Here is a 24785-nt window from a genome sequence, read left to right as displayed (position 1 = left end):
CTGGCCGCCCTCCGGCAGCAGCGGTTCGAGCCGCTCCCACTCGGCGTTCGTTAAGTCACCGCGACCCATACACCTATCGTGACAACGTAGGCACCATCGGTCAGCAGATCTAAGAAACAGCTCCTAGCGGGCCGCGAAGGCGACGACGGCGAGCAGGACGGTGGCCGCGGCCAGCGCGGGCACGGGCCCGGCGGCGACGTGCAGCGCGGCACCGCCCAGCGCCCCCAGGAACATCGCGGCGATACCGGCGGCCCGGCGCCGGGCCGCCCGCCCCGGGCCTTCGGCGAAGAGCGCGGTGAGGGTGGTGGTCAGAACGTTCGTGTTCATGTCGGGCACCGCCAGCTCGCGTACGGACGCGCTCTGTATGCCCATGCCGCCGGCGAGCAGCGCGATGAGCGCCGCCTGCGCCGGCGGCTCGCGGAATCCGGCCAGCTGGGCCGTCACCAGGGCGACCGCCACGAGCAGCGCGTGCACGGCGGTGAGCAGGACGAACGCCCGGCTCTGGTCCGTCACCCGCCCGGTCGCTCGTCCCGTGGCCCAGGCGCCCGCCGTGAAGGACAGCAGGGCCGCCGGCGGCCCCCACAGGGACAGCCGCTCCTCCCCGGCCAGGGCGAAGCCCACGAAGACGATGTTGCCCGTCATGTTGGCGGCGAAGACGCCGTGCAGGCCGAGAAAGCTGACGGCGTCCACGATCCCGGTCACGACGGTCAGCAGGACCAGCAGGGCGGGCACGGTGTCGTGCGGGTTCGCGCCAGGAGGGAAGAGCCGGTCGGCGAACCACCGCAGCCCTCTGCTCACCCGCTCGCCCCGGCCGGCCGGCCGGGGGTCTCTCTCGTGCTCGTCGCCGGGGCGGGACCTCTCGACTCCGTCACAGTTGGATACTCTCCGTAACCGCGCGGCTCCCGCAAACCCGACACGCTCAGGAGCGTGACGGCGTCGTGCGATAGAGATCGTCGACGGCCGCCAGGACACGCTCGCGGGCCGCGCCCGCGGGGACGACGTCGATGAGCACGTACGCGGCCAGCCCTTCGGCCAGCGCCACCAGGGCGGGCGCGGACCGGCCGGCGTCCACGGCGGCGGCGATGCGCCCGGCCCTCTGGTCGGCGCGGATGAGGTCGGCCATCTGGCGGTGGAAGCCGTCGTACAGCACCCGCAGCCGGGCCGCGATGCCCTCCTCGGCGAACGCGAGCGCGTGGAAGGACTGCCGCACGCGCATGTGGGCCTCGGTCGCGGGGTCGTGGGGGATGAGCTCGGTGAGCACGGTGACGAGCACGACGCGCGGCTCGGCCGCGTCGAGGTCCTGGCCGACCCGCTGCCTGATGCGGGCGCTGCTCTGCTCGTTGCCGCGCTCGAAGGCGGCCTCGACGAGCTGGCGCTTGGCGGGGAAGTAGTGCTGGACGCGGCCGGGCGAGATGCCGGCCTGGGCCGCCACCTCGCTCAGCGACACGGCGGCGAGGCCGCGGTCGGCGACGATCGCGAGGACGGCGTCGGCGATCTGCCTGCGCCGCTCCTCGTGCTGAGCTCCTGGTCCACGGGTGCGCCGGTGCGCCATGCCATCCCTCTTATCGATGTGATCACATCGGTTTGACCGGTTCAGTGTAGCCGGGTTACGGTCGTGCGCATGGCAGATCAATGCGATCACATTGGATTGGTATGAGGGCGGTCCGGCTCGCCCGGCTGCTGCCGCTGGCCGGCTACCGCCGTCTGCTCGCCCTGGGAGTGCTCAGCGCGGGCGCGGCGGTGCTCGGACCGCTCAGCACGATCCCGCTCGGCCTGCTGATCGACCACGGCGGCGCGGCGCAGGTGATCGCGCTGCTGCTCGTGCTGCTGGGGCAGGAACTCTGCACGGCGCTGCGCGAACCGGCCGGAGCCGCCGCCGCCCGGCGCGTCGACGGCGTGCTGCGCGCCAGGGTGCGCGCCGCCGCGACGGCCACCCCGCTGGCGCGCCTGGAGCACCCGCGGGTGCAGGCCGACGTGCGGCTGGCGCTGACCGGACACCGCGGGCGGACGGCGGGCACGGCGGCGGTGGCGCTGGCCGGCGAGGCGAGCAGGGCGACGTCGGCCCTGCTCGGCGCCGTGGTGCTGGCCGTGCACGTGTGGTGGATGGCCCCGGTCGCGCTGGCCCTGTCGATCGCGCAGAACCGGCGCATCACCGCGATGCTGGTCGGCCCCGGCGGTGCGGAGTCGCTGGCCGACAGCCCCGAGCAGGTCATGCGTCTGCGCCGGGCCGGCTACCTGGCCGAGCTCACCGGCGGTCCCGGCGCAGCCAAGGAGATCCGCGTCTTCGGCGTGGACGGTTTCCTCATCGGCCGCTACGTGACGGTCATGCGCGAGTTCCTGACCCCGCAGGCGCGCGGGCGCCGCGCCGTCGTGCGCGGGTACGCGGCCGTGCTGGGGCTGCAACTGGCCGGGGCCGCCGCGACGTTCGGGACGCTGGCCTGGCTGACCGCCGCGGGCGCGCTGGGGGCCGCCGCCCTGGCGCAGAGCGTGCTGGCGGCCCTGCTGGTCTTCGCGTACGGTGCGGGCGGCCACCAGATGTTCGAGATCGCCCACGGGAGCAAGCCGTACGAGGCGACCCTGCGCCTGCTCCACCCCCCTCTCAGCGCCACGCCGGCGATCGCCGGGCCTGCCGACCGCGACGGCGAGGGGCCCGGGCTGGTCAAGGTGACGTTCGCCTACCCCGGCCGCGCGGAACCGGTGCTCAAGGAGCTCGACCTGCGGGTGCGGCCGGGGGAGCGGCTGGCCGTGGTCGGGCTGAACGGCGCGGGCAAGACCACCCTGGTCAAGCTGCTCACCGGCCTCTACACCCCCCAGAGCGGCACCGTCAGCGCCGCCGGGAACGCCGCCGTGGTCTTCCAGGACTTCGCCCGCCACCCGCTGCCGCTGCGCGACAACGTCCGCCTGGGCGCGCCCGCGTACGCGGGGACGGACGCCGACGTGCTCGCCGCGCTGGCCGCGGTCGACGCGCTCGACCTGCTGGAGGTGCTTCCCGGCGGGCTGGACACGCCGCTGTCGCGGTCGTTCACCGGGGGCCGTGACCTGTCCGGAGGGCAGTGGCAGAAGGTGGCGCTGGCCCGGGCCGTGTACGCGCTCGACGCGGGCCGGCGGATCCTGATCGTCGACGAGCCCACCGCCCACCTGGACGCGCGGGCCGAGCAGGAGGTGTTCGAGCGGCTGCTGGACCGCACGCGCGGGCGCACCCTGGTGCTCATCTCGCACCGGTTCGCCACCGTACGGCGGGCGGACCGGATCGTCGTCCTCGACGGCGGCGCCGTGGCCGAGCAGGGCGGTCATGCCGAACTGTTGGCTCTGGGCGGCCGTTACGCGCGCTGGCACCGCCTCCAGACCGCCCTGATCGCGGAGGCGGGCCGGTGACCGCGACCCTCCGTACGCTGCTGACCCTGGCCTGGCGCACCGACCGGCGGGCCTTCCTCACCCTGGCCGCCTTCCTCGCCCTGGGCGCCGTCAGCCAGGGCCTGGTCGGCGTCTTCCTGCGGGCGCTCACCGACGCCGCCACCGCCGGCCACGGCGCGCAGGCGTCCCTGTGGGGCCTGGCCGCCGGGGCCGCGCTGGCCGCCGGTGTGGCCCTCGGCCGCGCGGAGCTGGCGCTGATGGAGGAGCTGGCCGAACGCATGGGCCTGTCCGTGCAGGAGGAGATTCTCACCCTCACCTCGGGCGTGCCCACCATCGAGCACCTGGAGCGGCCCGCGTACCTGGACAAGCTGGCGATGTTGCGCGACGAGAGCCGCCAGCTGTACTTCGCGGTGTGGGCGCTCGCGCTGGTCGCCGAGCACGCCGTGCAGATCGGGCTCGGCGTCGTGCTGATGGCCGCCGTGCATCCGCTGGTGACGCTGCTGCTGGGCGGCGCCGTGCTGCCGTCGCTGCTGGTACGCGGCCGCGCGGCCCGCCACGTCGACGCGGCCACCGGGCGCACCGCCGAGACGGCCCGGCTGGAGCGGCACCTGTCCGAGTCCGTCACCACGCCGAGGACGGCCAAGGAGATCCGGATCAGCCGCGCCGCGCCCGCTCTGGAGGCGATGGCCGCGCACCGGTGGGAGGAGGTGTCGGCGGGGTTGTCGCGGGCCGGGGTCCGGGCCGCGCTGCTCACGTTCGCGGGGTCGGGCACGTTCCTGGCCGGGTACGTGTCGGCGCTCGGCTGCGCGGCCTGGCTGGCCGCCCAGGGACGGGCCACGGCGGGCGACGTGGTCCTGGTGGCCACGGTCGGGGTGCAGTTCGTCACCCAGGCCTCCCGGCTGGTCTTCCACCTCGGGTCGGTGGCCGCGGGCCTGCGCGCCGCCGCGCGGCTCGCCTGGCTCCGCGCCTACGCCCGCACCCACGACCCGGCCTTGGCGGAGTCCGGCGACGACGCACCCCGCGCCGGGACGAGGGCGGCCACGAGTGACCACGGCTGCGAACGCGTCGCCCGCGGGGCCGAGCCGCCTGAGAGCTTCGCGCGGGGCATCACGCTGCGGAACGTGACGTTCACCTACCCCGGCACCACCCGGCCGGTGCTGCGCGGGATCGACCTGAGCCTGCCCGCCGGCGCGACCGTCGCGCTGGTCGGGTCGCACGGCTCGGGCAAGACCACCCTCGCCAAGCTGCTGTGCGGCCTCTACCAGCCCTCCGGCGGCGAGATCCTGCTGGACGACGTCCCACTGCGGGACGTTCCGGCCGTGCGCTGGCGGCGCAGGATCAGCGCCGTGTTCCAGGACTGGGTGCCGTTCGAGCTCACCGCCGCCGAGACCGTCGGCATCGGCGACCTGCCCCGTATGGACGACCGCCCCGCCGTGGAGCAGGCGCTGGCGCGGGCCGGCGCCGCGGACGCGGTGTCCGATCTGCCCAGGGGCCTGGACACCGAGCTGGGCGACAGCTTCGAGGGCGGCGTGACGCTGTCCGGCGGGCAGTGGCAGAGCCTGGCCCTGGCGCGCGCGTCGATGCGGGAGGAGCCGCTGCTGCTCGTGCTGGACGAGCCGACCGCCTCCCTGGACGCTCCCGCCGAGAGCGCCGTCTTCGCCCGGTACGCGCAGGCCGCCCGCCGCCACCGCGCCGCCATCACCCTGCTCATCACCCACCGCTTCCCGACGGTGCGCATGGCCGACCTGATCGTGGTGCTGGACGGCGGGCGGATCGCCGAGCAGGGCGCTCACGGCGAGCTCATGGCCCGCCAGGGCCGCTACGCCGAGTTGCACGCCATCCAGCGGGCGGCGGCGGACGGTTAGGCCGCCGGCCGCCCGGGTGGCCGGGCGGAAACGCGAGCGAGCGCGCGTTCCGCACGGGACGCGCGCTCGCTCGCGGTGATCGGGGTCAGGCGGCGTACTCGGGGTAGCCGTAGCCGACGACCTGGGACTTCGGACGGGTCCGCTCCTCGACCTTGCCGTTGCCGGTGTTGCCTTCGATCGTGGAGATGGTGCCGTCGCCGTTGTCCTTCACGACGAAGCCGACGTGCTGGATGTCGGTGATCTTCTTGCCGCCGTCCCAGGAGAAGAACACCACGGCGCCGGGCTTGGCCTTGGTGCCGAAGCGGTCGTTGGCGGCGAACCACTTGGCGTGGGTGACGGTGTAGGCGTCCCAGCCGATCTGCGGGCGGGCGCCGGTCTGCTCGCCGACCCAGGAGACGAACATCGAGCACCAGGCGGCGTTCAGGTACGCGGCCCGGTTGCCGCCGTCGCGGGCGATGGTCTCGGCGGCGCGCTGCGAGTCGGCGTACCACTTCTGGTACGGGGTGCCGCCGCCGGCGGCGTTCTCGGAGGTGCCGACCTGGGACTTGGCGAAGTCCAGGACCTGGGAGGCGGTCACGTTGACCGTGGTCTCCTTGACCGCGCGCTTCTTGGAGTCGGTCACCGGGGAGACGGCGGCCGGCTTGTCCGCGGGCGGGGTGTCGGCGTTGGCCGCGGCGACGTTGACGCCGAGGGCCGAGGCGAGGACGCTGGCGCCGAGCGCGGCGCAGGTGATGGTTCGCTTGGGGATTGCGGTAAGACGGAACGTGGCCATCGAGGGGGTAACTCCTTGCTTCCATGCCGCTTACCGGGTTAGCTGACGGGTTCGGGCGTGGAAGCTGCCCTACGGCACCGGAGTGCCGATTCACCCCAAAGGACTTGGGTCCCCGGTTCCGCGTGATGCGGATTCAGCGGTCACAGGACGATCCTGTGATCTATCGTGCGATGGTCAGACATAGCCGGACAAACCGGACGTATGCCGTAAGATGCCCCACAAGGTAATACATGAGGCAAGAGGATTACAACTGCATAAAGGCCCAGCTAGGCGAGTTGCCGGCGAGCGTCGGCCAGAAGCCCTGACATGGCAAGGGATTCGTCAAGGGGCATGATCGGGGATTCGGTCCTGCCCTCGGCCGTGGCGGCGCGGACCTCGCGGAGCTCACCGGCGTATCCGTTGTCGGCCGGATCGAGCACATGCTCTTCCGGCTCCATGGAAGGCCCGGTGAGGACGATCCGCTCCGGCGCCCAGAACGGCGCGTGGATGTCCGCCCGCATCCGCGTACCTACAACACAGGCCTGGTTCGGGTAATTCCCCAGCAAGGAGGTTTCCACGAAAGCCCGCCTGCCGCCGGGATAGAGCAACACCCCGCCCGCCTCCGCGTCAACCCCGCTCGGCGCCAGGGAGCCCGTCATGCGCAGGCCGGTGGGCATGCCCAGAAGCAGCTGGGCCAGGCCGAACGGGTAGACCCCCAGGTCGAGCAGCGAGCCCCCGCCCAGCTCCGGGGCCCACAGCCGGTGCGCCGGATCGTACGGCATGGCGAAGCCGAAACTGGCCTGCACCGACCGGATGTCGCCGAACCGCTCGTCGGCGGCGATGAGGCGGATCAGCGGGTTGAACCGCATCCACATGGCTTCCATCAGGAACACGCCCGCCTCGCGCGCCAGGCGTACCATCTTCTCCGCGTCGTCCACGGTCGCGGCCAGCGGCTTCTCGCACAACACGGCCTTGCCCGCGGCGATGGCGGCCTGCGCGACCCGCAGGTGCTCGGTATGCGGCGTCGCCACGTAGATCGCGTCCACCGCAGGGTCCGCGCACAACCGCTCATAGGAGCCGTACGCCGACTCCGCGCCCAGCGCGGACGCCAGGGCCTGCGCCCGCCGCAGATTCCTGGAGCCGACGGCGCCCACCCGCATCCCGGGCTCGGCCACGATCGCCGCTCCCAGAGTCCGCGCTATGACGCCCGTCGCCGCGATGCCCCACGTGAAGTCCCGCACGCGGAAGATGCTAGACGCATCAGATCAAATTGAACGTGTCAGGATCGCCTCCGATGCGAAGGCCCCTGTTCAGCGCGCCGACGGCGGCCATGCTCTCCGGATCGAGGATGAAGTCGAACACGTCGACGTTCTCGGCGATCCGCGACGGCGTCACGGACTTGGGAATGACGACGTTGCCGAGCTGCAGGTGCCAGCGGAGCACGATCTGCGCGGGAGTCTTGCCGTGCTTGTCCGCCAGCACCGCGAGCGCCGGATCCTCGAGCAGCCCCTTGCCCTGGCCGAGCGGGCTCCACGCCTCGGTGAGGATGCCGTTGGCCTCGTGGAAGGCCCGCATCTCCCGCTGCTGGAAGTACGGGTGGAGCTCGATCTGGTTGATGGAGGGTGTGATGTCGGTCTCGTTCATGAGCCGGGTGAGCGTGCCGACGGTGAAATTGGACACGCCGATGGCCCTGGCCCGCCCGTCACGGTAGATCTTCTCGATCGCCTTCCACGCCTGTACGTACTTGTCCTGCTTCGGCACCGGCCAGTGGATGAGATAGAGATCGACGTAGTCGAGCCCCAGCCGGGCCAGGCTCTCGTCGAAGGCCTGCTCCGTGCGGGCGTGGTCGGCGTTGCGCAGCTTGGTGGTGACGAACACCTTCTCGCGGCGCAGGCCGGACGCGCGCACGGCACGCCCCACGCCCTCCTCGTTCTCGTAGGCGGCGGCGGTGTCGATGTGCCGGTAGCCGGCCTCCAGCGCCGTCGTCACCACCTGCTCGGCCTCGCCGGCAGGCACCTGCCAGACGCCGAAGCCGAGTTGCGGGATCTGCACGCCGTCCGTGTTGAGCATGAGCGAGTTCATGGTCTCCATTGTTCACGCACCGTTTCTGGCCGCTTAAGGCGGCCGGGCTAGCTTGAAGCGGTCGTGAACGCGCCATCACCCGGCTGGGAGGACTGGAGTGGTCGAACAGGCGTCGGCCTGGGTGGAGTCACCGCTCCAGATGCTGTGCGCCGTCGAGGCCCACCACGCCGGGCTCCTCGGGACCGCCACGGCCGTCGTGCCGCGGGCGGGGCTGCGCCCGCTGACGGCGACCCGACGGGAGCTGCGTGCTCTCGGGCTGCCCGACGGGCTCGAACTGGCCGAGCCGCGCGAGAACATGCCGAGACGACTGCACGCCGTCGGCGACGCCTTCTCCGGCAAGGTCCAGCTGCGCTGGCTCACCTCCGGCACCGGCATCACCTCGGGACGCATCGTCATCGTCGACGACGGCCTGGCCACGCTCCGGCTGCTGGAGCTGCTGGCCGCCGGGCCTTCGCGGCCGCTGCTGCGGGCCCGCGCCAGGTCCACCGTGCCGCGCTCGGCGCTCGGCCTGGCCGCCGCGCTGCGGCTGCGCATGAGCGAGGTCTCCGTCTTCACCGCGCTGCCCGTGAGCGGCGAGCTCGCCGCCGCCGTCCGCCGTGCCGGTGTCGACCTCGTACGCCACGACTTCGCCTGGTTGCGAGCCCAGCCGCCCAGCGCGGAAGGGCCGGACGAGCGCACGATCGTGCTCGGCACCTCGCTCGTCAGGAACGGCCTCGTGCACCGCGACCACTACCTGCGCTGGCTGAGCGAGCTGGCGGCGCGGGAACCGCTCGCCTACTACCCGCACCGCCGCGAGGACCCGGTGGACGTGGCCCTGATCCGGGAGCGTCCCGGCATCACCGTGCACGACGCGGGCGTGCCCGCCGAGCTGGCGTTGCGCGGGCTGGACGCGGGCCAGCGCGTCCTCAGCCTCCCCTCGACGGCGATCACCTCGCTGCGGGTGCTGCTCAGCCCGCGCGGTGTCGCCATCGAGCCCGTGAACGTTCCCGATGACTGGTGGACCAGCAGGGCGGAACCTGCCCTGCGCTCGCATTTGACTGGAGTGTCTGGGTGAGAGTGCTGGCGGTTGCCGACTCCGACTCGTACCTGAAGTGGGCGGCCTGCCTGCTCGGCGACCTGCCCACCGGGAGCGTGACGGAGCTGGCGGTGGTGCGCACGCCGATCGCGCCCTCGCCCGAGCAGATCGCCGCGGCGGTGAGCGGCTCGACAGAGGGCCGGGCGGGCCGGGGAGACGCGCCGCCGGTGCTGTCGGCGCGGTCGGTGCGCAGGCTGGCCGAGCGCACGCAGCCCGACGTGATCCTCGTCGCCTGCACGGGCCCGGTCGTGGACGTGCTGGTCTCCGAGGTGTTCGCGGGGCTGAGACCGAGGCCCGTGTTCGTCGGCGGGCTGCCGGGCATCTCGGTGCCGGCCACGGAGAAGGCGTGGGTGTTCCGCAGCGGCTGCGACCTGTTCGTGGTGCACAGCGAGCGGGAGGTGGCCGAGTTCCGCGACATCGCCGGCCGGCTCGGCGGGGGAGGGGCGCTCGGCCTGGCCAGGCTGCCCTTCCTGCGTCCCGATGCCGTGGCCGAGGGCGGGAACCGGATCGTGTTCGCCACCCAGGCCAAGGTGCCGCGCCCGCGCGAGGAGCGCGAGCGCGTCCTGCTGGCGCTCGCCGAGCTCGCCGGGCGGCGGCCGGAGCTCGACGTGGTGGTCAAGCTGCGCGCCCTGGAGGACGAGCGGCAGACGCACAACGAGCGCCACCACTACCAGCGGTTGTGGCGGGAGATGGGCGAGCCCGGGCGGCTCGCCTTCGCCGCCGGGCCGATGCACGACCACCTCACGCGGGCGGCCGGGTTCGTCACGGTGAGCTCGACGGCGGCGCTGGAGGCGATCGCGCTGGGCGTGCCCTCGCTGGTGCTGAGCGACTTCGGCGTCAGCGCCGAGATGATCAACCTGGTGTTCGAGGGCAGCGGCCTGCTGGGCACGCTGGACGACCTGGCCAAGGGAGACTTCCGCACCGCCTCGGCCGAGTGGTGCGCGGCCAACTACTTCCACCCGCCGGAGCGCGACGCCTGGGCGGGGCTGCTGGCCGGGCTGGTGAGCGACCGGCCGGGCACGCCCGCCCGGTCGCTGCTGGACGGGCCCGAGCACGCCGCCGCCCGGCGCAGGGCCCGGCTGCGGGTGGAGGTCCATCCCACGATGTTGCGAGCGGGCTACCGCGCCAAGCGCCGCATGCGCCGCTATCTGAAGGCCCTGTCCTAGCAGCGCTGTCCTAGCCGGGCTCAGATCGTTGATCTGAGCTTCCTGCGCAGCCTGGTCAGCGCGCCGGACCTGGCGGGAGGGGCCACCAGGTCCAGCGCCTCGAGCCGCCTGCGCTTGAAGTAGCGGGCGTCGAACGTGATGGCGTCCGGCCGCAGCTCCGGATAGGTGCCTGCCTGCATGCAGTAGCCCACGGCACGCACGAGGCCGGGCAGGTCCACGGCGGGCGGCTCTTCGATCACGCCCTCCGCCGACAGCCGGGGCAGCAGCGCGTCCACGATCGTGACCGGGACCCTGTTGCTGTTCTCGTACGGCGTCAGCCGCTCCAGCACCATGCCGGTGCCGTACGACGCGACCCGCAGCCCGAAATAGCGCCGCGCGGTCACCAGCCCGGTCGAGAAGCAGCCCACGACCAGCTCGGGCCGCAGCGCCGCGAAGCACACCTCGGCGGGCACGCTCTCGGCGGCCACTGACAGCTCCACCCCCAGAGGCCCGGCCGCGGCACGCAGGAGCCTGGCGTGCCGGCGCCCGGCGGCAGGGTGCGGTTTGAACACGACGTGGGTGCAGCCGCGGGCGGCCAGCGCCGCCAGCATCGTCTCGTGCAGCGCGGCCTCCTCCTCCGGCGTGACGATCTCCAGCGCCGACAGGTACTGGCCGAGGATCATCGCCTGTCCGGCGGGCGGCCCGGGCGCGGCGGCGGCCACCTCGTCCAGCACCGACAGGAAGCGCTCGCCTGGCAGGAGCTCGGGCGCGACGCCGTACTCGCTGAGCAGCAGCGGCGTCAGCCCCGGCACGAGGTCCAGGTGGAGCAGCCGCCCCACGCGGCGGAAGATCTCGGCGGGCAGCGGGTCGCGGGTCGGGCCGTAGCTCATCAGCCCGTCGGAGTAGACGGTGATCGGGCAGTCGCGCACCAGCCCCGCGATCGTGCGGGCGGGCGGCACCGCGATCGACTCCACCACCAGCTCCTCGACTCCGTCCAGCCCCCAGCGGGAGCGGATCAGACGCTCCATCATGGGCACCTCGACGACCCGCGCCCGCCAGTCGGACGGATGCAAGGGGGCGATGAGCTCGTTCCACGAGACGACCTCGTCGAAGCGGCCGCGCAGCGGCGCGAAGCCGGGCGCCCCGTCGAGCGGCGTCGCCACCTCGGGCACGGCCGCGTTGTTCGACACCACGAGCACACGCCGGCCGGTTCCGAACCGGCCGTCGTCGACGGCGGCGGCCAGCGACATCGCCCCGAACAACGTCGAGGCGTAGAAGACCTTCACGGGGGCTCCTCCCGGTCATGTCGGACCCGGCTGTGCCGGCTGAAGGGCGGGCTGGGGGGCAGGCCGGGCACCAGCGCGCGCAGCAGCGCCTCGCGGTCGCGGGCCATCCCCGCCACCGATTCCGCCACCAGTTCCGGGGGCAGCCCGCCCACCATCCCCGCGCCGCGCTCCTCGAAGCGGGCGCGCAACTCGGGCGTGAACCGGTCGCCGATGTCCAGGTGGTGGGCCAGCAGCGCGCAGAAGTTCCGCACCGCCTTGGGCAGGAACTCCGGCTCCACGTCCTTGAAGACCAGCTCGAACGCGTCGAAGAAGTGCAGCTGGCGCTCGTCGCCCACCTGCGTCAGCGACCCGGAGACCATGCGCCGGTAGAACACGCCGGCCAGCGACACCACCGCGAACGTGGCCGCCTCCCTGTGCAGCCGCCAGATCCACGGACGGTCCTCGGCGGTGTGCAGCGAGCCGGGGAAGTGCAGCAGGTCGCCCAGGGAGCGCCGGTAGATCCCGGCCCACGCGTACGGGTAATCCACCATGGTCCGGACCCCAGCGGGCATGATGGCGCCGCGCGCGTCGAGCACCGCGCCCCTCGGGGTGGCCAGCGGGGCCCGGTGCACGACCCGCTTGCGGCCCTCGACCTGGACGTGGTCGGTGCGGACGAAGTCGCACCCGAGCCCGTCGACCACCTCGACGAGCCGCGCCAGGTAGCCGGGGGCCAGCCAGTCGTCGCCGTCCAGATACGTGACGTACCGGCCCGACGCGGCCGACAGCCCCGTGTTGCGCGCGTCGGCCAGCCCGAGGGGAGCGCGGTTGCGCACCAGGCTCAGCCCGGGCAGATCGAGGAGGAAGTCCTCCACGATGTCGCCCGTGGCGTCCTCGGACCCGTCGTCCACGACGATGAACTCGAAGTCGTGCCGGGCGTTGCGGCGGAGCGAGGCGAGCGCGTCGGCGATGAAACGCTCGCCGTCCCGCACCGGCACGATGACGGAGAGAGTGATCACTGAGGGGACCGGTCAGACGGTCACCCGGCGCAGGCGGGCCTTGGGGGCCTGCTCGCCGGGGAAGACGCGCTTGACGCCGTCGCCCATGGCCTGCTCGATGATGCGGATGTCGCGTACGAGGTGCTCAAGGCCCGCCGGCTCCAGGGAGGCGGCGTGGTCGGAGCCCCACATGGTCCTGTCGAGCGTGATGTGCCGCTCGACGCAGACCGCGCCGAGCGTCACGGCGGCCAGCGAGATCTGCAGCCCGCGCTCGTGCCCGGAGTAGCCGACGGGCACGCCGTAGCGCTCCTTGAGCGTGGTGATCGTGCGCAGGTTCGCCTCCTCGGGAGGCAGCGGGTACGTGGACGTCGCGTGCATCATGATCAGCTTCTCGGTGCCGAGGATCTCGACGGCCCGGTCGATCTCCGGCAGCGTCGACATGCCGGTCGACAGGATGACCGGCTTGCCGGTGGCGGCCAGGACACGCAGCAGCTCGTGGTCGGCGACGCTCGCCGAGGCCACCTTGTGCGCCAGGACGTCCATCTCCTCCAGGAACTCCACCGACGGCACGTCCCATGGGGAGGCGAACCAGTGCAGCCCTCGCTCGTCGCAGTATTTCGCGATCTGGCGGTACTCGTCGTGGCCGAACTCGGTCCGCTCCTTGTACTCCAGGTACGTCATCTCGCCCCACGGCGTCTGCCGGATCTGGCCCTTCTGCTCCTCGGGCACGCAGATCGCCGGGGTGCGCTTCTGGAACTTGACCGCCTGGCAGCCCGCGTCGGCGGCCACGTCGATGAGGCGGCGGGCGAGGTCGACGTCGCCGTTGTGGTTGATGCCGATCTCGCCGATCACGTAGACGGGCTCGCCGTCGCCGACCGGCACGTCACCGATCGCCACCGGGCCGAGCCTGCGCTCGGTTCTCGCCTCGGCGACGGGTGCCGCGGGGCGGGCGGCCACGACCCGGTCGCACAGCTCGCGCACCGCGCCCGACCCGCCGGGCCTGGTCAGCACCACGCGGGCGGCGGCGCGCACGCGCGGGTGCGCGTCGGGCGTCGCGACGGGCCAGCCGACCTCGGCCATCGGGCCGAGGTCGTTGACGTCGTTGCCGACGTAGGCGACCCTGGCCGGGTCGAGACCCTCGATGTTCAGCCAGTCGCGCAGCACGGTGCGCTTGTCGGCGAGCCCCTGCAGCACGGGCACGCCCAGCTTGCGGGCGCGGGCCGCCACCACCGGGTTGCGCTCGGTCGACATCACCAGCACCTTCACACTTGAGCGCCTCAGCAGCGACACGCCCATCCCGTCGGAGCGGCTGACCAGCACCATCTCCCGGCCCTCCGAGTCGACGTAGGCGCGGTCGTCGGTGTGCACGCCGTCGAAGTCGGTGATGACCGCGTCGACGTCGATCGGCTCCGGCTCGTCGAGGAACGGGGCCAGCGCACGGACCAGCTCCAGGTCCTCGGGGTCGTCGATCTCGACGGCGTGCTGCGGCGGCACCGGCTGCACGGCGACCTCGCCGAAGAAGCGGTGCCCGCGCTCGCGCAGGCCGGAGGTGCGCATGACGTAGAAGGCGCCGTTCTCGCGGAACTGGGGTTCGCGGTCCTGGCGGCGCGGCCTGACGGCGGGGTCGTGGTTGACGCCCCCGCCGGTGGCCGTCCAGAGGAACTCGTGCGTCGGCAGCCCCGACACGACCGAGTCGGCCTGGCCGTCCAGCACCTTGCGCACCGCCGCCGACAGGTCGGCGGGGTCGATGAACGCGCTCGTGCACTGGACGAGCACCACGACCTCGGGGTCGGCGCCGAGGGCGTCGAGCGCGTGCAGCACCGCCGACTCGCTGGAGGCGGTCGAGCCGCTCAGCTCCTCGGGCCGGTCGACCACGGTCGCCCCCGCCTGCCTGGCGGTCTCGGAGATGCCCGCGTGGTCGGTGCTGACCACGACCTCGTCCACGAGCTCGGCGCGCAGGCACGCCCGCACGGCGCGGGTGACCAGGGGCACGCCCCCGACCAGGGCGAGGTTCTTCAAGGGAACGCCCGCCGAACCTCCGCGGGCGGGAATGACGGCCAGGACTCGCACGGTGGGTCTCCTCGGTACGTCGGATTGCACCCAGAAGCTAGAAGGCCGGGTTGAACGGCCAGCGTCACCGTCATTAACTTTCCATGGGGATCCGGTGGAGCAACTCTGGCCTGCCCACACCCCCGTACCGCGGCCCGCAGTTCCACAGTCCCCAGCGCCACCGCCTCCTCGGTACGGCCCCACTCCACCAGCGTGATGACCGTGTGCAGCCGGTTGGCCGCCTCGTGCGCGGCCGAGCCGCAGGAGCCCAGGTCCGCCCGCACCGGGCCGCCCGCACCGGGCGGTCCTGGCCGGGGCGCGCCGTCACTGCGCGAGCGGAAGCCGCAGGACGAACCTCGCCCCGCCCGCGCGCTCCTCGACGGCGATCCGGCCGCCGTGCGCCATCGCCACGTCCCGCGCGATGGCCAGGCCCAGCCCGGTGCCGCCCGCGTCACGGCTGCGCGCCGCGTCCAGGCGGGTGAAGCGTTCGAAGATGCGCTCGCGGTCCTGCACGGCTATCTCCATCCCGTCGTTCTCGACGGCCAGCACCGCCATGCCGTCCGCGCGGGAGACCGTGACGAGGACCCGGGACTCGGCGTGCCGCTGCGCGTTGTCCAGCAGGTTGGTCAGCACCCTGCCGAGCTGGACGCGTACCCCTTCGACCACCACCCCCTCCGCCAGCTCCACCTGGACGGGCACCTTGTCGGAGCGGGTGGCCAGCTCCTGGCGCACCAGCACGGCCAGGTCGACGTCCTCCTTGGCGGCGTCCACCTGGGATCCGATCCTGGCCAGGAGCAGCAGGTCGGTGATGATGGCCTCAAGGCGGTCGGTGTCGCGCAGGCTGCCGCTCACCAGCGACTCGACGTCGGTGTCCTCCGGGTAGAGCTGGGCGCTCTCGAGCTGGGCGCGCAGCCCGGCGATGGGGGTGCGCAGCTCGTGCGAGGCGTCGGAGGCGAACCGGCGCTGCTGCTCGGCGGAGCGCTCCAGCCGGGCCAGCGTGTTGTTGACGGACCAGGCCAGCTGGGCCAGCTCGTCGTCGCCCGGCGGCTGCGAGACCCGGTGGCTCAGGTCGCCGGCGCGGACGGCGTCCAGCTCGGCTCGCATGATCGCCACCGGCCGCAGCGCCTTCCCCGTGACCAGCCACGTGGTCCACGAGGCCAGCGCGATCAGCACCGCGACCTGGACGAGGACGATCACGTCGAGAACGCGGGTGTCGAGCACGTCGGGACTCCTGCGGCCGGCGTACACGACGGGGGAGTCGGCGAAGATGGTCACCCGTACCGCCGACAGGTGCACGCACTCGCTCGGCAGGCAGTTCGTGGTGCTGATGTCCTGGGTCTCCTGCGTGGGGCGCACGTCGCTGAGCGGCGGCAGGTTCCTGGCCGCGTCGCTCGTGGCGAGGACCTGCCCGTTGGGGCCGACGACCTGGATCAGGTCGACCGACGGGTCGACCACCGGGATGGCGGCGCCCGCGGGGAGCGCGCCGCCGCGCATCTCGGCGGCGATGCGCTCGGCGGTGTCCCTCGTCGACTGGAAGACGCTCGCCTCGATGACGGACCTGGCCACCACGATGCCGACGATGGCGAGGGGGATGAACACGAGGGCGGCAACGGCCGTCGCTATGAGGGTCACGCGTCCGCGCAGGGACCTGGCCCACCAGGGTGCCATCCCCTGAGGTTACCGAGCGTGATTGCCGCTATATGTCGGGTTAAGACAAAGATTCACCCAACCGTGGAGCGCTGGATCCAGACCGTGGTGTCCGGCGGGACGGAGCCGTCGCGCGGCAGCGGCCCGCTGGACAGCAGCACCTCGCCCGTCACGTCGGGACGCACCGGCTCCTCGCCCGTGTTGACCACCACGACCAGGCCGGGGTCGCGCTCGATGGCCAGCACGTCCTCGGGGGAGTCGAGCCACGCGAGCGTTCCGCCGCCGAGCGCCGGGTGCTCCTTGCGGATCCGCAGGGCGGCCCGGTAGAGGTTCAGCGTGGAGCCGGGGTCGTCCTCCTGGGCCTGCGCCGACAGCGCCGCCCACGAGGCGGGGATCGGCAACCACGGGTCCGTCCAGCCCATGCCCCCGGAGCCGGTCCACGGGATCGGCACCCGGCAGCCGTCGCGGCTGTCGCCGCGGCGCAGGAACGCCGGGTCCTGGCGCAGCTCGTCCGGCAGGTCGAGCACCTCGGGCAGGCCGAGCTCCTCGCCGTTGTAGAGGTAGGCCGAGCCCGGCAGGGCCAGCATGAGCAGCGTGGCCGCCCGGGCGCGGGCCAGGCCGCCGTGGCGGGTGACGTGGCGCGGCTTGTCGTGGTTGGACAGCACCCACGTGGTGGGCGCCCCGACCAGCTCCGCCTCCTTCAGCGACTTCTCGATGACCGTACGGAACGACTTGGCGTGGAAGTCGGCCAGCATGAAGTCGAAGTTGAACGCCTGGTGCAGCTCGTCCGGGCCGATGTAGCGGGCCAGCCGCTCCGGCGAGGACACCCACGCCTCGGCCACCGCCATCCTGCCGCCCGGGTAGGAGTCGAGGATCGGCCGCCACTCGCGGTAGATGTCGTGCACGCCGTCCTGGTCGAAGTACGGCACCTGCTCCCCGCCCAGCATCTCGGCCTGGCGCCCGTCCTTCGATCCCACGTCGGGCAGTCCGGGGGCCTTGACCATGCCGTGCGCCACGTCGATGCGGAAGCCGTCCACGCCGCGGTCGAGCCAGAACCGCAGGATGCCCGTGAACTCGGCGCGCACCTCCGGGTTCTCCCAGTTGAGGTCGGGCTGCTCGGGCGCGAAGAGGTGGAGGTACCACTGCCCGTCCTCGACCTGGGTCCAGGCGGGGCCGCCGAAGATCGACTCCCAGTCGTTGGGCCGGTCGCGGAAGATGTAGCGGTCGCGCAGCCCGGCCTGGAACCACGGGTGCCGGTCGGAGGAGTGGTTCGGCACGAGGTCCACGATGACCCTGATGCCGGCCTCGTGCGCGCCGGCGACGAGCGCGTCGAAATCGGCGAGCGAGCCGAACATGGGGTCCACGTCCCGGTAGTCGGCCACGTCGTAGCCGCCGTCGGCCATCGGCGAGGTGTAGAAAGGGCTCAGCCAGATGGCGTCCACGCCCAGGCGCGCGAGGTAGGGCAGCCGGCCGCGCACGCCTTCGAGGTCGCCGACGCCGTCGCCGTCGGAGTCGGCGAAGCTGCGGGGATACACCTGGTACACGACGGCGTCGCGCCACCAGTCGTCATTGCCGAGCATGTCTGTCCTTCCCCCGGATGTCCCGAGATGTCGGGATGGTCTGGTGAAGGATGCCGCGATCGTTCTCCGGCGGTCAAGTGCAACTTGCGGAAAGTTGCAGAGATCACCGTCCCGCGCTGGAACGGCCGGTCGCGAGGTCAGAAGGTGTGGGGATCCCGCCGCGCATTGCGCAAGTTCTTGCGGTCTCGGCGGAACCTCCAAGGAGGCTGCGGATGTCAGCGCGCATGTGGCGTCCCGCCCCTTGATCACGCTACGGTTGCCCTCTGCCGTGGTCAGCATTTCAACTAGATAGTGGTGTGCTCGCATGAGGGTGTTGCCCGTAGCCGTCATCGTCTCGCTCCTGCCGGCCGCGCCGGCAGCGGCTCAGGCCCACGCCGGAACGACGTACTACGTCGACTCCCGGTCGGGCGACGACGCGGCCGCCGGCACCAGCGCGAGCACCGCGTGGAAGTCTCTCGACCAGGCGATCTCCGACCTCAAGCCCGGCGACACCGTCAGCGTCAGGCGCGGCAGCGGCTTCACCGCCCCCATCACCCTCACCGCCAGCGGCACGAAGGCCCAGCCGATCACCATCACGACGTACGGTTCCGGGGCCAGGCCCAGGATCAGCGGCTCCGGCGGCGACTGCGTCGTGGTCGAGGGCCATCACTGGCGCATCAGCGGCCTGCGGGCCTCCGCCTGCCGCTGGGCCGGCTTCCGGCTCGACGGCGACGACAACGAGCTGATCGGCGTGCAGGCCGACAAGAACATCGCCGGCGCCTTCGTCACGCCCTCCGGCGCCCGCAACACCATCCGCGACAGCGTCTTCACCGACAACAACCGGATGAGCGTCAACGACAAGGGCGGCGACAACGACTCCGGCGCCTTCGGCGTGCTGCTCAACGGCGACGACAACGTGGTGACCCGCAACACCATCACCGGCAGCTTCGCCAGGAGCGAGGACTACGGCACCGACGGCGCCGCCGTCGAGGTCTTCGGCGGCGACCGCAACCGCGTCACCCACAACACCGCCAGCAACAACGAGACGTTCACCGAGCTCGGGGCCAAGAAGGGCAAGACCGCCACCGGCAACGTGTTCGCCTTCAACGTCGTGACCTCCTCCCGCAAGCGCGGCTCCTTCCTCATCACCCGCGGTCCCCGCCACATCGTCGGGCCGGTCAAGGGCACGGTCGCCGTGCACAACTCGGTCTACCTGCCGGCCCGCGACACCGTCGGCTGGTCCTGCCACGACGGCTGCGCGCCGTCCATCCTGAAGCTGCGCAACAACGTGATCGTCGTCGGCGGCGAGACCGGCTTCGAGGACGGCAAGGGCGCCGACGAGGGCGGCAGCGTGTACAAGGGCCGCAAGGCCAGGTTCAAGCTGGGCCCGAAGTCGGTCATGGCCGATCCGAACTTCACCTCCCGCACCGACCTGCGCCCTCGCGCCGGCTCCCCGGCGCTCGGCCGCGGCATCGTCCTGCCCCCGTCGTGGTACGGCGGCAAGGCCTTCGCCAAGGACATGAAGGGCAAGGCGCTGACCGGTTCGCCCGACGCGGGGGCGTACCAGCGCTGACCCGCGCCCCCGGCGCCGGGTCTAGAGTGAGCGACGTGCTGCACGATGTTCGCGGGCCTCTGGTGAGGCAGCTCGCCGAGTCCGACGCTCCACGCCACTACTGGCACATGGGCGATGAGGACGGTCGGGCCTGGTTGTTCGAGAGCGTCGAGGGCGACGGCGAGCACTGGGCGGTCAGGCAGGTGGAGGTGGGCGCCGACCGGGCGGCCCGCCGCTACTGGTGGCGGCGGCTGCAGGACGACGACGGCTTCCTGACCGACCAGCCGCTGGAGATCTGGGAGCTCACCGAGATCACCGAGGCGGCGTTCGAGGCCGTCTGGGCCGCCGCCGGCTGAGCCCGCCTACCGGGCGGAATAGCTCGCCAGGCCATTGATCATCAGGTGGACGGCCGTGTCGAGGGTGCGGGCCGTCTCGTCGGGGTCGTCCGGCACGTGGCCCTGGATCTCGGCCGTGATCAGCCCTGTGACGAACGCGTGCAGCACGTCACTCGTCCTGCGCAGCTCGGGGTCCGGCACCCCGGCCTGCCGCAGGATGCGGTAGAGGGTCGTCCAGATCACCAGCGTCCTGTCCTCGATGATCTCCGGGTGGGCGTGCAGATGGGTCCACATGGCCGGGTGGCTGCGCGCGTGCCGGTAGTAGGCCAGGGCCAGCGTCCTGAGCTGGCCCTGCCAGGAGGTGCCGTCGTCCGGCGGGAGGTGCACGCGCTGCTGGATCGTGGCGCAGATCAGCCGGATCAGCGCGTCCTTGCTCGCCACGTGGTGGTAGAGCGACATCGGGTTGACATCGAGCTCGGCCGCCAGCTTGCGCATGGACAACCCCTCCACGCCGCCCTCGTCTATGAGGCGGAGCGCCGTCGAGCTGATCTCTTCCAGTGTCAGGGGCGTTCCTCTGCGCGCGCTCACAGCCATACGCCGTATGGTAGCGTCCGCCATACGGTGTATGGCTACTCAAGGGAGCTCTCTCATGGCACGCATCCCCGCCCCGCCGGGCCTGCCCGTCGTGGGCAACACGCTGCAGATCCCCTCGCACTCGCCGGTGGAGCACTTCGTCAAGGTCGCCTCCCGGTACGACGAGGGCATCTTCCAGCTCGAGATCGCCGGTCGCACGCTCGTTCTCGTGTACGACCCGGATCTCGTCGCGGAGGTGTGCGACGAGAGCCGGTTCGTCAAGCGCATCGGGCCGCCGCTGTCGATCGTGCGCGACTTCGCCGGCGACGGGCTGTTCACCGCCGACCGGGACGAGCCCGTCTGGGGACAGGCGCACCGCATCCTGATGCCGGCCTTCAGCCAGCGCTCGATGAAGGCGTACTACCCGCAGATGCTCGAGGTCGCCGAGCAGCTCGTCGCGTCGTGGGCCGGCCGCCAGGGGGAGGACCTGCCCGTCGCCGACGACATGACCAGGCTCACCCTGGACACGATCTCGCTCACCGGCTTCGGCTACCGCTTCCACTCGTTCGACTCGCCCGAGCTGCACCCGTTCCTCACGGCCATGGGCGGCGCGCTGACCGAGGCCATGCTGCGCAACCAGCAGCTCCCGTTCGTCACCAAGCTCCAGCGCAGGCGCGAGGAGGCCTACCGCCGCGACATCGCCACCATGCAGGAGCTCGTCGACGACGTGATCAGTCAGCGCCGTTCCGGGAGTTCGGCGGGCTCGAAGGACCTGCTCGGGCTCATGCTGGAGGCGTCCGACCCGCGCAGCGGCGCCCGCCTGTCCGACGAGAACATCCGCGACCAGGTGCTCACCTTCCTGATCGCCGGGCACGAGACGACCAGCGGCCTGCTCTCCTTCGCCCTGTACAACCTCCTGCGCGAGCCCCACACCCTGGCCCGCGCGTACGACGAGGTGGACCGGCTGCTGCCGGACGACGAGCCGCCCTCCTACGAGACGATCATGAAGCTCGACGTGATCCCCCGCGTCCTGGAGGAGACGCTGCGCGTCTGGTCGCCGATCCCGCTGTTCGCCGTGAGCCCGATCGGGAACACGGCCGAGAACACCACGATCGGCGACTACACCCTGCCCGAGGGCGCCAGGGCCGGCGTGCTGCTGCCGGCCTTGCACCGCCACCCCAAGGCGTGGGACCGGCCCGGCGAGTTCGACATCGACCGCTGGCTGCCCGAGCAGAAGAAGGACCACCACCCGGCGGCGTACAAGCCGTTCGGCAACGGCGAGCGGGCCTGCATCGGCCGCCAGTTCGCGCTCACCGAGGCCAGGCTCGCCCTGGCGCTGATCCTGCGACGCTTCGCCGTGTCCGACCCGAGCGTCTACCGCATGAAGATCAAGCAGACGCTCACCCTCAAGCCGGACGGCTTCACGCTCAGGGTCCGCGAGCGCCGCGCCCACGAGCGGGCGGTCGTGGCCGTTCCGCAGGAGCGGCAGACCGAGCAGCAGGAGATCGCCGTCACCGGCGTCCCCCTCACCGTCGCGTACGGCTCCAACCTCGGCACCAGCGCCGACCTCGCCGAACGCCTGGCCGAGCGGGCGGGGCGGGCCGGGTTCGCCACGACGCTGACGGCGCTGGACGAGCTGACGCCGCCGGGCGAGGGCCTGCTCGTCGTGGTCGCCTCCTCCTACAACGGCAAGGCCCCCGACAACGCCCAGCGCTTCGACGCCCTGGAGTCGCTGCCCGACATGTCCGGGGTGCGGCTGGCCGTGCTGGGCTGCGGCAACACGCAGTGGCCCACGTACCAGGAGTTCCCCAAGCGGGCGTACGAGAAGCTGACGGCGGCGGGCGCCGTGCCGCTGATCGAACGCGGCGAGGCCGACACGGACGGCGACTTCGACGGCGACGTGTCGGCGTGGACGGCCCGGCTGTGGGAGGCGCTGGCAGCCGAGTACAGCGCGCCCACCGCGGGCGCCGGCCCCCGCTACGAGATGGAGGTGCTCAGCGAGACCGAGGTTCGGCCGGCGGTCGTGTCCGAGCGGGCCTTCCCGCTGACCGTCGTCTCGACCGAGGAACTGACCGGCGACCCCGCGGGACTCTGGGACTTCTCGATCGAGTCGCCCCGCCCCGGCGTGCGCTCCATCGTGGCCAGGCTGCCCGAGGGCGTCACGTACACGGCGGGCGACCACGTGGCCGTCTTCGCCAAGAACGACCCCGAGCTGGTGGAGTGGGCGCTGGGCCGCCTGCGCGTCCCCCGGGACCGGGTCGTACGGCTGCGCGCCGCCGGAGCCACCCACCTGCCCGTCGGCACGCCGGTCACGGCGGGCCTGCTGCTGACCGAGTTCGCCGAGTTGCAGGAGGTCGCCACCAGGTCCGACCTGGAGGCGATGGCCGCGCACACCGGCTGCCCGTGGACCCGCGGCCAGATCGCCGAGCTGACCGCGAGCTACGCCGACGAGATCCTCGCCAAGCGGGTCTCCCCGCTTGCCCTGCTCGACCGCTTCCCGGCGATCGAGCTGCCGCTCCCCGCCTTCCTGGAGATGGCCGGGCCGATCAGGCCGCGCTACTACTCGGTCTCCTCCTCGCCGCTGGCCGATCCCGGCCTCGTCCGGCTCACCGTCGGCCTGGTCGAGGGGCCCGCCTGGTCCGGCTCCGGCACCTACCACGGCATGTGCTCGGCCTACCTGGCGGGGCTGAAGGAGGGCGACGTCTTCTACGGCTACGTCCGGGTCCCCGCGCCGCCGTTCCGGCTGCCCGAGGACCCGGCCACGCCGGTGATCCTCGTCGGCCCCGGCACCGGGTTCGCGCCGCTGCGCGGCTTCCTGGAGGAGCGGGCGCTGACCGGTGCGACCGGGCTGGCCACGGTGTTCACCGGCTGCCGCCATCCGGACCACGACCAGCTGTACGCGGGCGAGCTGGCGGCCTGGGCCGCGTCGGACGCGGTGACCGTGCACGCCGCGTACTCCGCCGTGCCGGGGCATCCGTACCGGTTCGTGCAGGACGCCATCGCCGCGCGCGCCGCCGAGGTGTGGGAGCTGCTGGAGCAGGGCGCCCACGTCTACGTCTGCGGCGACGGCCTGCGGATGGCGCCGGCCGTGCGGCAGGCGCTGCTGGACGTCCACCGCCGGGCGACCGGCCGCGACGGCGCGGCGTGGCTGGCCGGGCTGGAGGAGGGCGGGCGCTACCAGCAGGACGTCTTCGCCTGACCCCCCGGTGGCGCGCTCCGGCTCCGCGTCCGCGCGCCGACGCTCCCGAAGGCCCTCGGTCAGCAGAACACGGTGTCCAGGGCCTTCTGCAGGGCGTCGGCGGAGGCCGTCTCGCTGTAGGGGTTGCCGGACATCACGAGCGTGCGGCCGTCGTCCGAGCGCAGCGCGTACGTGATGTAGCCGAAGACGCCGCCGCTGTGGCCGTGGACGCTCTTGCCGCACGTCAGGTCGAACTTCTGCAGGCCGAGCCCGTACCCCATGCCGTCGGCCACCGGCTGCGTGGTGCGCATCTGCTTGAGCGCGGACGTGCTGGTCAGCTTCCCGCCCAGCAGGGCGTCGAGAAAGCGGGCCAGGTCGGCCGTGGTCGAGATCATCTCGCCTGCGCCGTACTCCAGGGACGGGTTGATCCGGGTGGCGTCCACCACCTTGCCCTTGTGGACGGCGTAGCCGCGGGCGTGCGGCTTGGGCATCGACTGGCGGTGCCCCGGCAGGGACGTGCGGGTCAGGCGGAGGGGGCGCAGGATCCTGGTGGTGATCGCGTCGGCGTACGAGCCGCCTGTCAGCTTCTCGATCAGCATGGCGGCCACCACGTAGTTCGTGTTGGAGTAACGCCAGCCCTTGCCCGGCTTGAAGTACGGCGGCTTGGACAGCCCGACCGCCAGCAGTTCCTCCGGCGTCTGGTCGTAGCGCGACTCGACCGGCCGGAAGTCGCGCACCGACCAGCCGGGGATGCCCGCGCCCGCGTAGTCGAACAGCCCGCTGGTGTGATTCAGCACCTGCCGCACCGTGATCGGGCTGCCCTCGGGCAACGCGCCGGGCAGGTGCTTGGAGATCGGGTCGTCGAGTGACAGCTTGCCCTCGTCGGCGAGTTGCAGCACGACGGTGGCCACGAACGTCTTGGTCACGCTGCCGATGCGGAAATGGCCTTCGGGGTCGGCCGGTTTGCGCGAGACCACGTCGCGGTATCCGGCGGCGGCCGTCCAGTCCTTTCCCTTGTCGCTGACCCGGACCAGGGCCGCCGACAGGGCCTTGGCCTTCACCAGGTTGTCGAGCTGTCGTTCGAGTGACGCGAGACGGTCGTCCGCGGGTGCGAGCGAGGTCAGGACGAGCGAAAGAGCGGCTATCTTCAGGGAAATCATGGGGACGACTGTAGAAATCAGGGGAGGACCCGGCCATGCGGTCCGCCATACGATGACCTGCGGAAAACCGCAATACGCTTTATCGACAATCCGGACTTAACGCTGCATGCTGGGATATAAACCGCAGCATGTGCGACACATCCGTGGAACATGCCCGACATCTCTCCACGGCACTGTGGGAGCCTCTGGAAAGGGGGGCG

At 72.2% G+C, this 24785-nt stretch carries 19 protein-coding genes and 1 riboswitch; of the genes, 7 read left to right on the top strand and 12 right to left on the bottom strand.

The window, feature by feature from the left end; genetic code table 11:
- Nucleotides 1–123 precede the first annotated feature (123 nt).
- Both ACTWPV_RS35375 and ACTWPV_RS35370 read right to left on the bottom strand, forming a co-directional pair.
- Nucleotides 124–798, bottom strand: coding sequence for a YoaK family protein (locus tag ACTWPV_RS35375; RefSeq protein ID WP_443155101.1), 675 nt, complete (start codon nucleotides 796–798; stop codon nucleotides 124–126).
- A gap of 121 nt (nucleotides 799–919) precedes the next feature.
- The gene (locus ACTWPV_RS35370; protein WP_443155100.1) at nucleotides 920–1552 is read right to left on the bottom strand and encodes a TetR/AcrR family transcriptional regulator; all 633 of its coding nucleotides are present in this window, start codon (nucleotides 1550–1552) and stop codon (nucleotides 920–922) included.
- Between the two features lie 101 nt (nucleotides 1553–1653).
- On the opposite strand from ACTWPV_RS35370, the gene ACTWPV_RS35365 reads away from it, so the two are divergent.
- On the top strand, nucleotides 1654–3375 hold the full coding sequence (locus ACTWPV_RS35365) for an ATP-binding cassette domain-containing protein (protein WP_443155099.1): 1722 nt from the start codon (nucleotides 1654–1656) through the stop codon (nucleotides 3373–3375).
- Nucleotides 3372–5219: an ABC transporter ATP-binding protein gene (locus tag ACTWPV_RS35360; RefSeq protein ID WP_443155098.1), complete on the top strand. Its 1848-nt coding sequence runs from the start codon at nucleotides 3372–3374 to the stop codon at nucleotides 5217–5219. Before ACTWPV_RS35365 ends, ACTWPV_RS35360 begins: the two co-directional genes overlap by 4 nt.
- Nucleotides 5220–5304: 85 nt before the next feature.
- On the opposite strand, the gene ACTWPV_RS35355 is transcribed toward ACTWPV_RS35360, so the two are convergent.
- From ACTWPV_RS35355 to ACTWPV_RS35345, 3 genes are all read right to left on the bottom strand, one after another.
- On the bottom strand, nucleotides 5305–5991 hold the full coding sequence (locus ACTWPV_RS35355; RefSeq protein ID WP_443155097.1) for a CHAP domain-containing protein: 687 nt from the start codon (nucleotides 5989–5991) through the stop codon (nucleotides 5305–5307).
- Between the two features lie 12 nt (nucleotides 5992–6003).
- Nucleotides 6004–6140: riboswitch (cyclic di-AMP (ydaO/yuaA leader) on the bottom strand.
- A gap of 117 nt (nucleotides 6141–6257) precedes the next feature.
- The gene (locus ACTWPV_RS35350; protein WP_443155096.1) at nucleotides 6258–7211 is read right to left on the bottom strand and encodes a Gfo/Idh/MocA family protein; all 954 of its coding nucleotides are present in this window, start codon (nucleotides 7209–7211) and stop codon (nucleotides 6258–6260) included.
- Between the two features lie 19 nt (nucleotides 7212–7230).
- Nucleotides 7231–8052 carry an aldo/keto reductase gene (locus tag ACTWPV_RS35345; protein ID WP_347647275.1) on the bottom strand — a complete coding sequence of 274 codons (822 nt, stop codon included), beginning with the start codon at nucleotides 8050–8052 and terminating at the stop codon, nucleotides 7231–7233.
- A 97-nt stretch (nucleotides 8053–8149) separates the two neighbouring features.
- Between ACTWPV_RS35345 and ACTWPV_RS35340 the strand changes: the two genes are divergently transcribed.
- Both ACTWPV_RS35340 and ACTWPV_RS35335 read left to right on the top strand, forming a co-directional pair.
- Nucleotides 8150–9106, top strand: coding sequence for a hypothetical protein (locus ACTWPV_RS35340; protein ID WP_347647276.1), 957 nt, complete (start codon nucleotides 8150–8152; stop codon nucleotides 9104–9106).
- Entirely contained in the window at nucleotides 9103–10293 is a 1191-nt protein-coding gene (locus ACTWPV_RS35335) for a DUF6716 putative glycosyltransferase (protein WP_347647277.1), read from the top strand. Before ACTWPV_RS35340 ends, ACTWPV_RS35335 begins: the two co-directional genes overlap by 4 nt.
- 20 nt (nucleotides 10294–10313) lie before the next feature.
- Here ACTWPV_RS35335 and ACTWPV_RS35330 read toward each other — a convergent pair whose 3' ends face one another.
- The 5 genes from ACTWPV_RS35330 to ACTWPV_RS35310 all read right to left on the bottom strand — a co-directional run bounded on the left by ACTWPV_RS35330 (nucleotide 10314) and on the right by ACTWPV_RS35310 (nucleotide 17808).
- The gene (locus tag ACTWPV_RS35330; RefSeq protein ID WP_347647278.1) at nucleotides 10314–11558 is read right to left on the bottom strand and encodes a polysialyltransferase family glycosyltransferase; all 1245 of its coding nucleotides are present in this window, start codon (nucleotides 11556–11558) and stop codon (nucleotides 10314–10316) included.
- Complete coding sequence (locus tag ACTWPV_RS35325; protein ID WP_347647279.1) at nucleotides 11555–12553, bottom strand: glycosyltransferase family 2 protein; 999 nt, start codon at nucleotides 12551–12553, stop codon at nucleotides 11555–11557. The genes ACTWPV_RS35330 and ACTWPV_RS35325 overlap by 4 nt, the downstream gene beginning before the upstream one ends.
- Nucleotides 12554–12565: 12 nt before the next feature.
- Complete coding sequence (locus ACTWPV_RS35320; protein WP_443155095.1) at nucleotides 12566–14602, bottom strand: N-acetylneuraminate synthase family protein; 2037 nt, start codon at nucleotides 14600–14602, stop codon at nucleotides 12566–12568.
- 303 nt (nucleotides 14603–14905) lie between these two features.
- Nucleotides 14906–16249: a sensor histidine kinase gene (locus tag ACTWPV_RS35315; RefSeq protein ID WP_347647281.1), complete on the bottom strand. Its 1344-nt coding sequence runs from the start codon at nucleotides 16247–16249 to the stop codon at nucleotides 14906–14908.
- A gap of 53 nt (nucleotides 16250–16302) precedes the next feature.
- Nucleotides 16303–17808: a glycoside hydrolase family 13 protein gene (locus ACTWPV_RS35310; RefSeq protein WP_443155094.1), complete on the bottom strand. Its 1506-nt coding sequence runs from the start codon at nucleotides 17806–17808 to the stop codon at nucleotides 16303–16305.
- A 304-nt stretch (nucleotides 17809–18112) separates the two neighbouring features.
- Between ACTWPV_RS35310 and ACTWPV_RS35305 the strand changes: the two genes are divergently transcribed.
- Nucleotides 18113–19360 (top strand): right-handed parallel beta-helix repeat-containing protein, encoded by a 1248-nt coding sequence (locus tag ACTWPV_RS35305; RefSeq protein ID WP_443155093.1) that lies wholly within the window; start codon nucleotides 18113–18115, stop codon nucleotides 19358–19360.
- A 35-nt stretch (nucleotides 19361–19395) separates the two neighbouring features.
- On the top strand, nucleotides 19396–19695 hold the full coding sequence (locus ACTWPV_RS35300; RefSeq protein ID WP_443155092.1) for a hypothetical protein: 300 nt from the start codon (nucleotides 19396–19398) through the stop codon (nucleotides 19693–19695).
- A 6-nt stretch (nucleotides 19696–19701) separates the two neighbouring features.
- On the opposite strand, the gene ACTWPV_RS35295 is transcribed toward ACTWPV_RS35300, so the two are convergent.
- Complete coding sequence (locus tag ACTWPV_RS35295) at nucleotides 19702–20268, bottom strand: TetR/AcrR family transcriptional regulator (protein WP_347647285.1); 567 nt, start codon at nucleotides 20266–20268, stop codon at nucleotides 19702–19704.
- 55 nt (nucleotides 20269–20323) lie between these two features.
- On the opposite strand from ACTWPV_RS35295, the gene ACTWPV_RS35290 reads away from it, so the two are divergent.
- Complete coding sequence (locus ACTWPV_RS35290; protein WP_443155091.1) at nucleotides 20324–23446, top strand: bifunctional cytochrome P450/NADPH--P450 reductase; 3123 nt, start codon at nucleotides 20324–20326, stop codon at nucleotides 23444–23446.
- A 59-nt stretch (nucleotides 23447–23505) separates the two neighbouring features.
- Here ACTWPV_RS35290 and ACTWPV_RS35285 read toward each other — a convergent pair whose 3' ends face one another.
- Nucleotides 23506–24585, bottom strand: coding sequence for a serine hydrolase domain-containing protein (locus ACTWPV_RS35285; protein WP_443155090.1), 1080 nt, complete (start codon nucleotides 24583–24585; stop codon nucleotides 23506–23508).
- Nucleotides 24586–24785 lie beyond the last annotated feature (200 nt).

It is taken from the genome of Nonomuraea sp. KM88 (assembly GCF_052245635.1).
Lineage (GTDB): Bacteria > Actinomycetota > Actinomycetes > Streptosporangiales > Streptosporangiaceae > Nonomuraea.
Note: the sequence above shows the minus strand (reverse complement) of the source record. Positions and strands in the feature narration are given on the sequence as shown.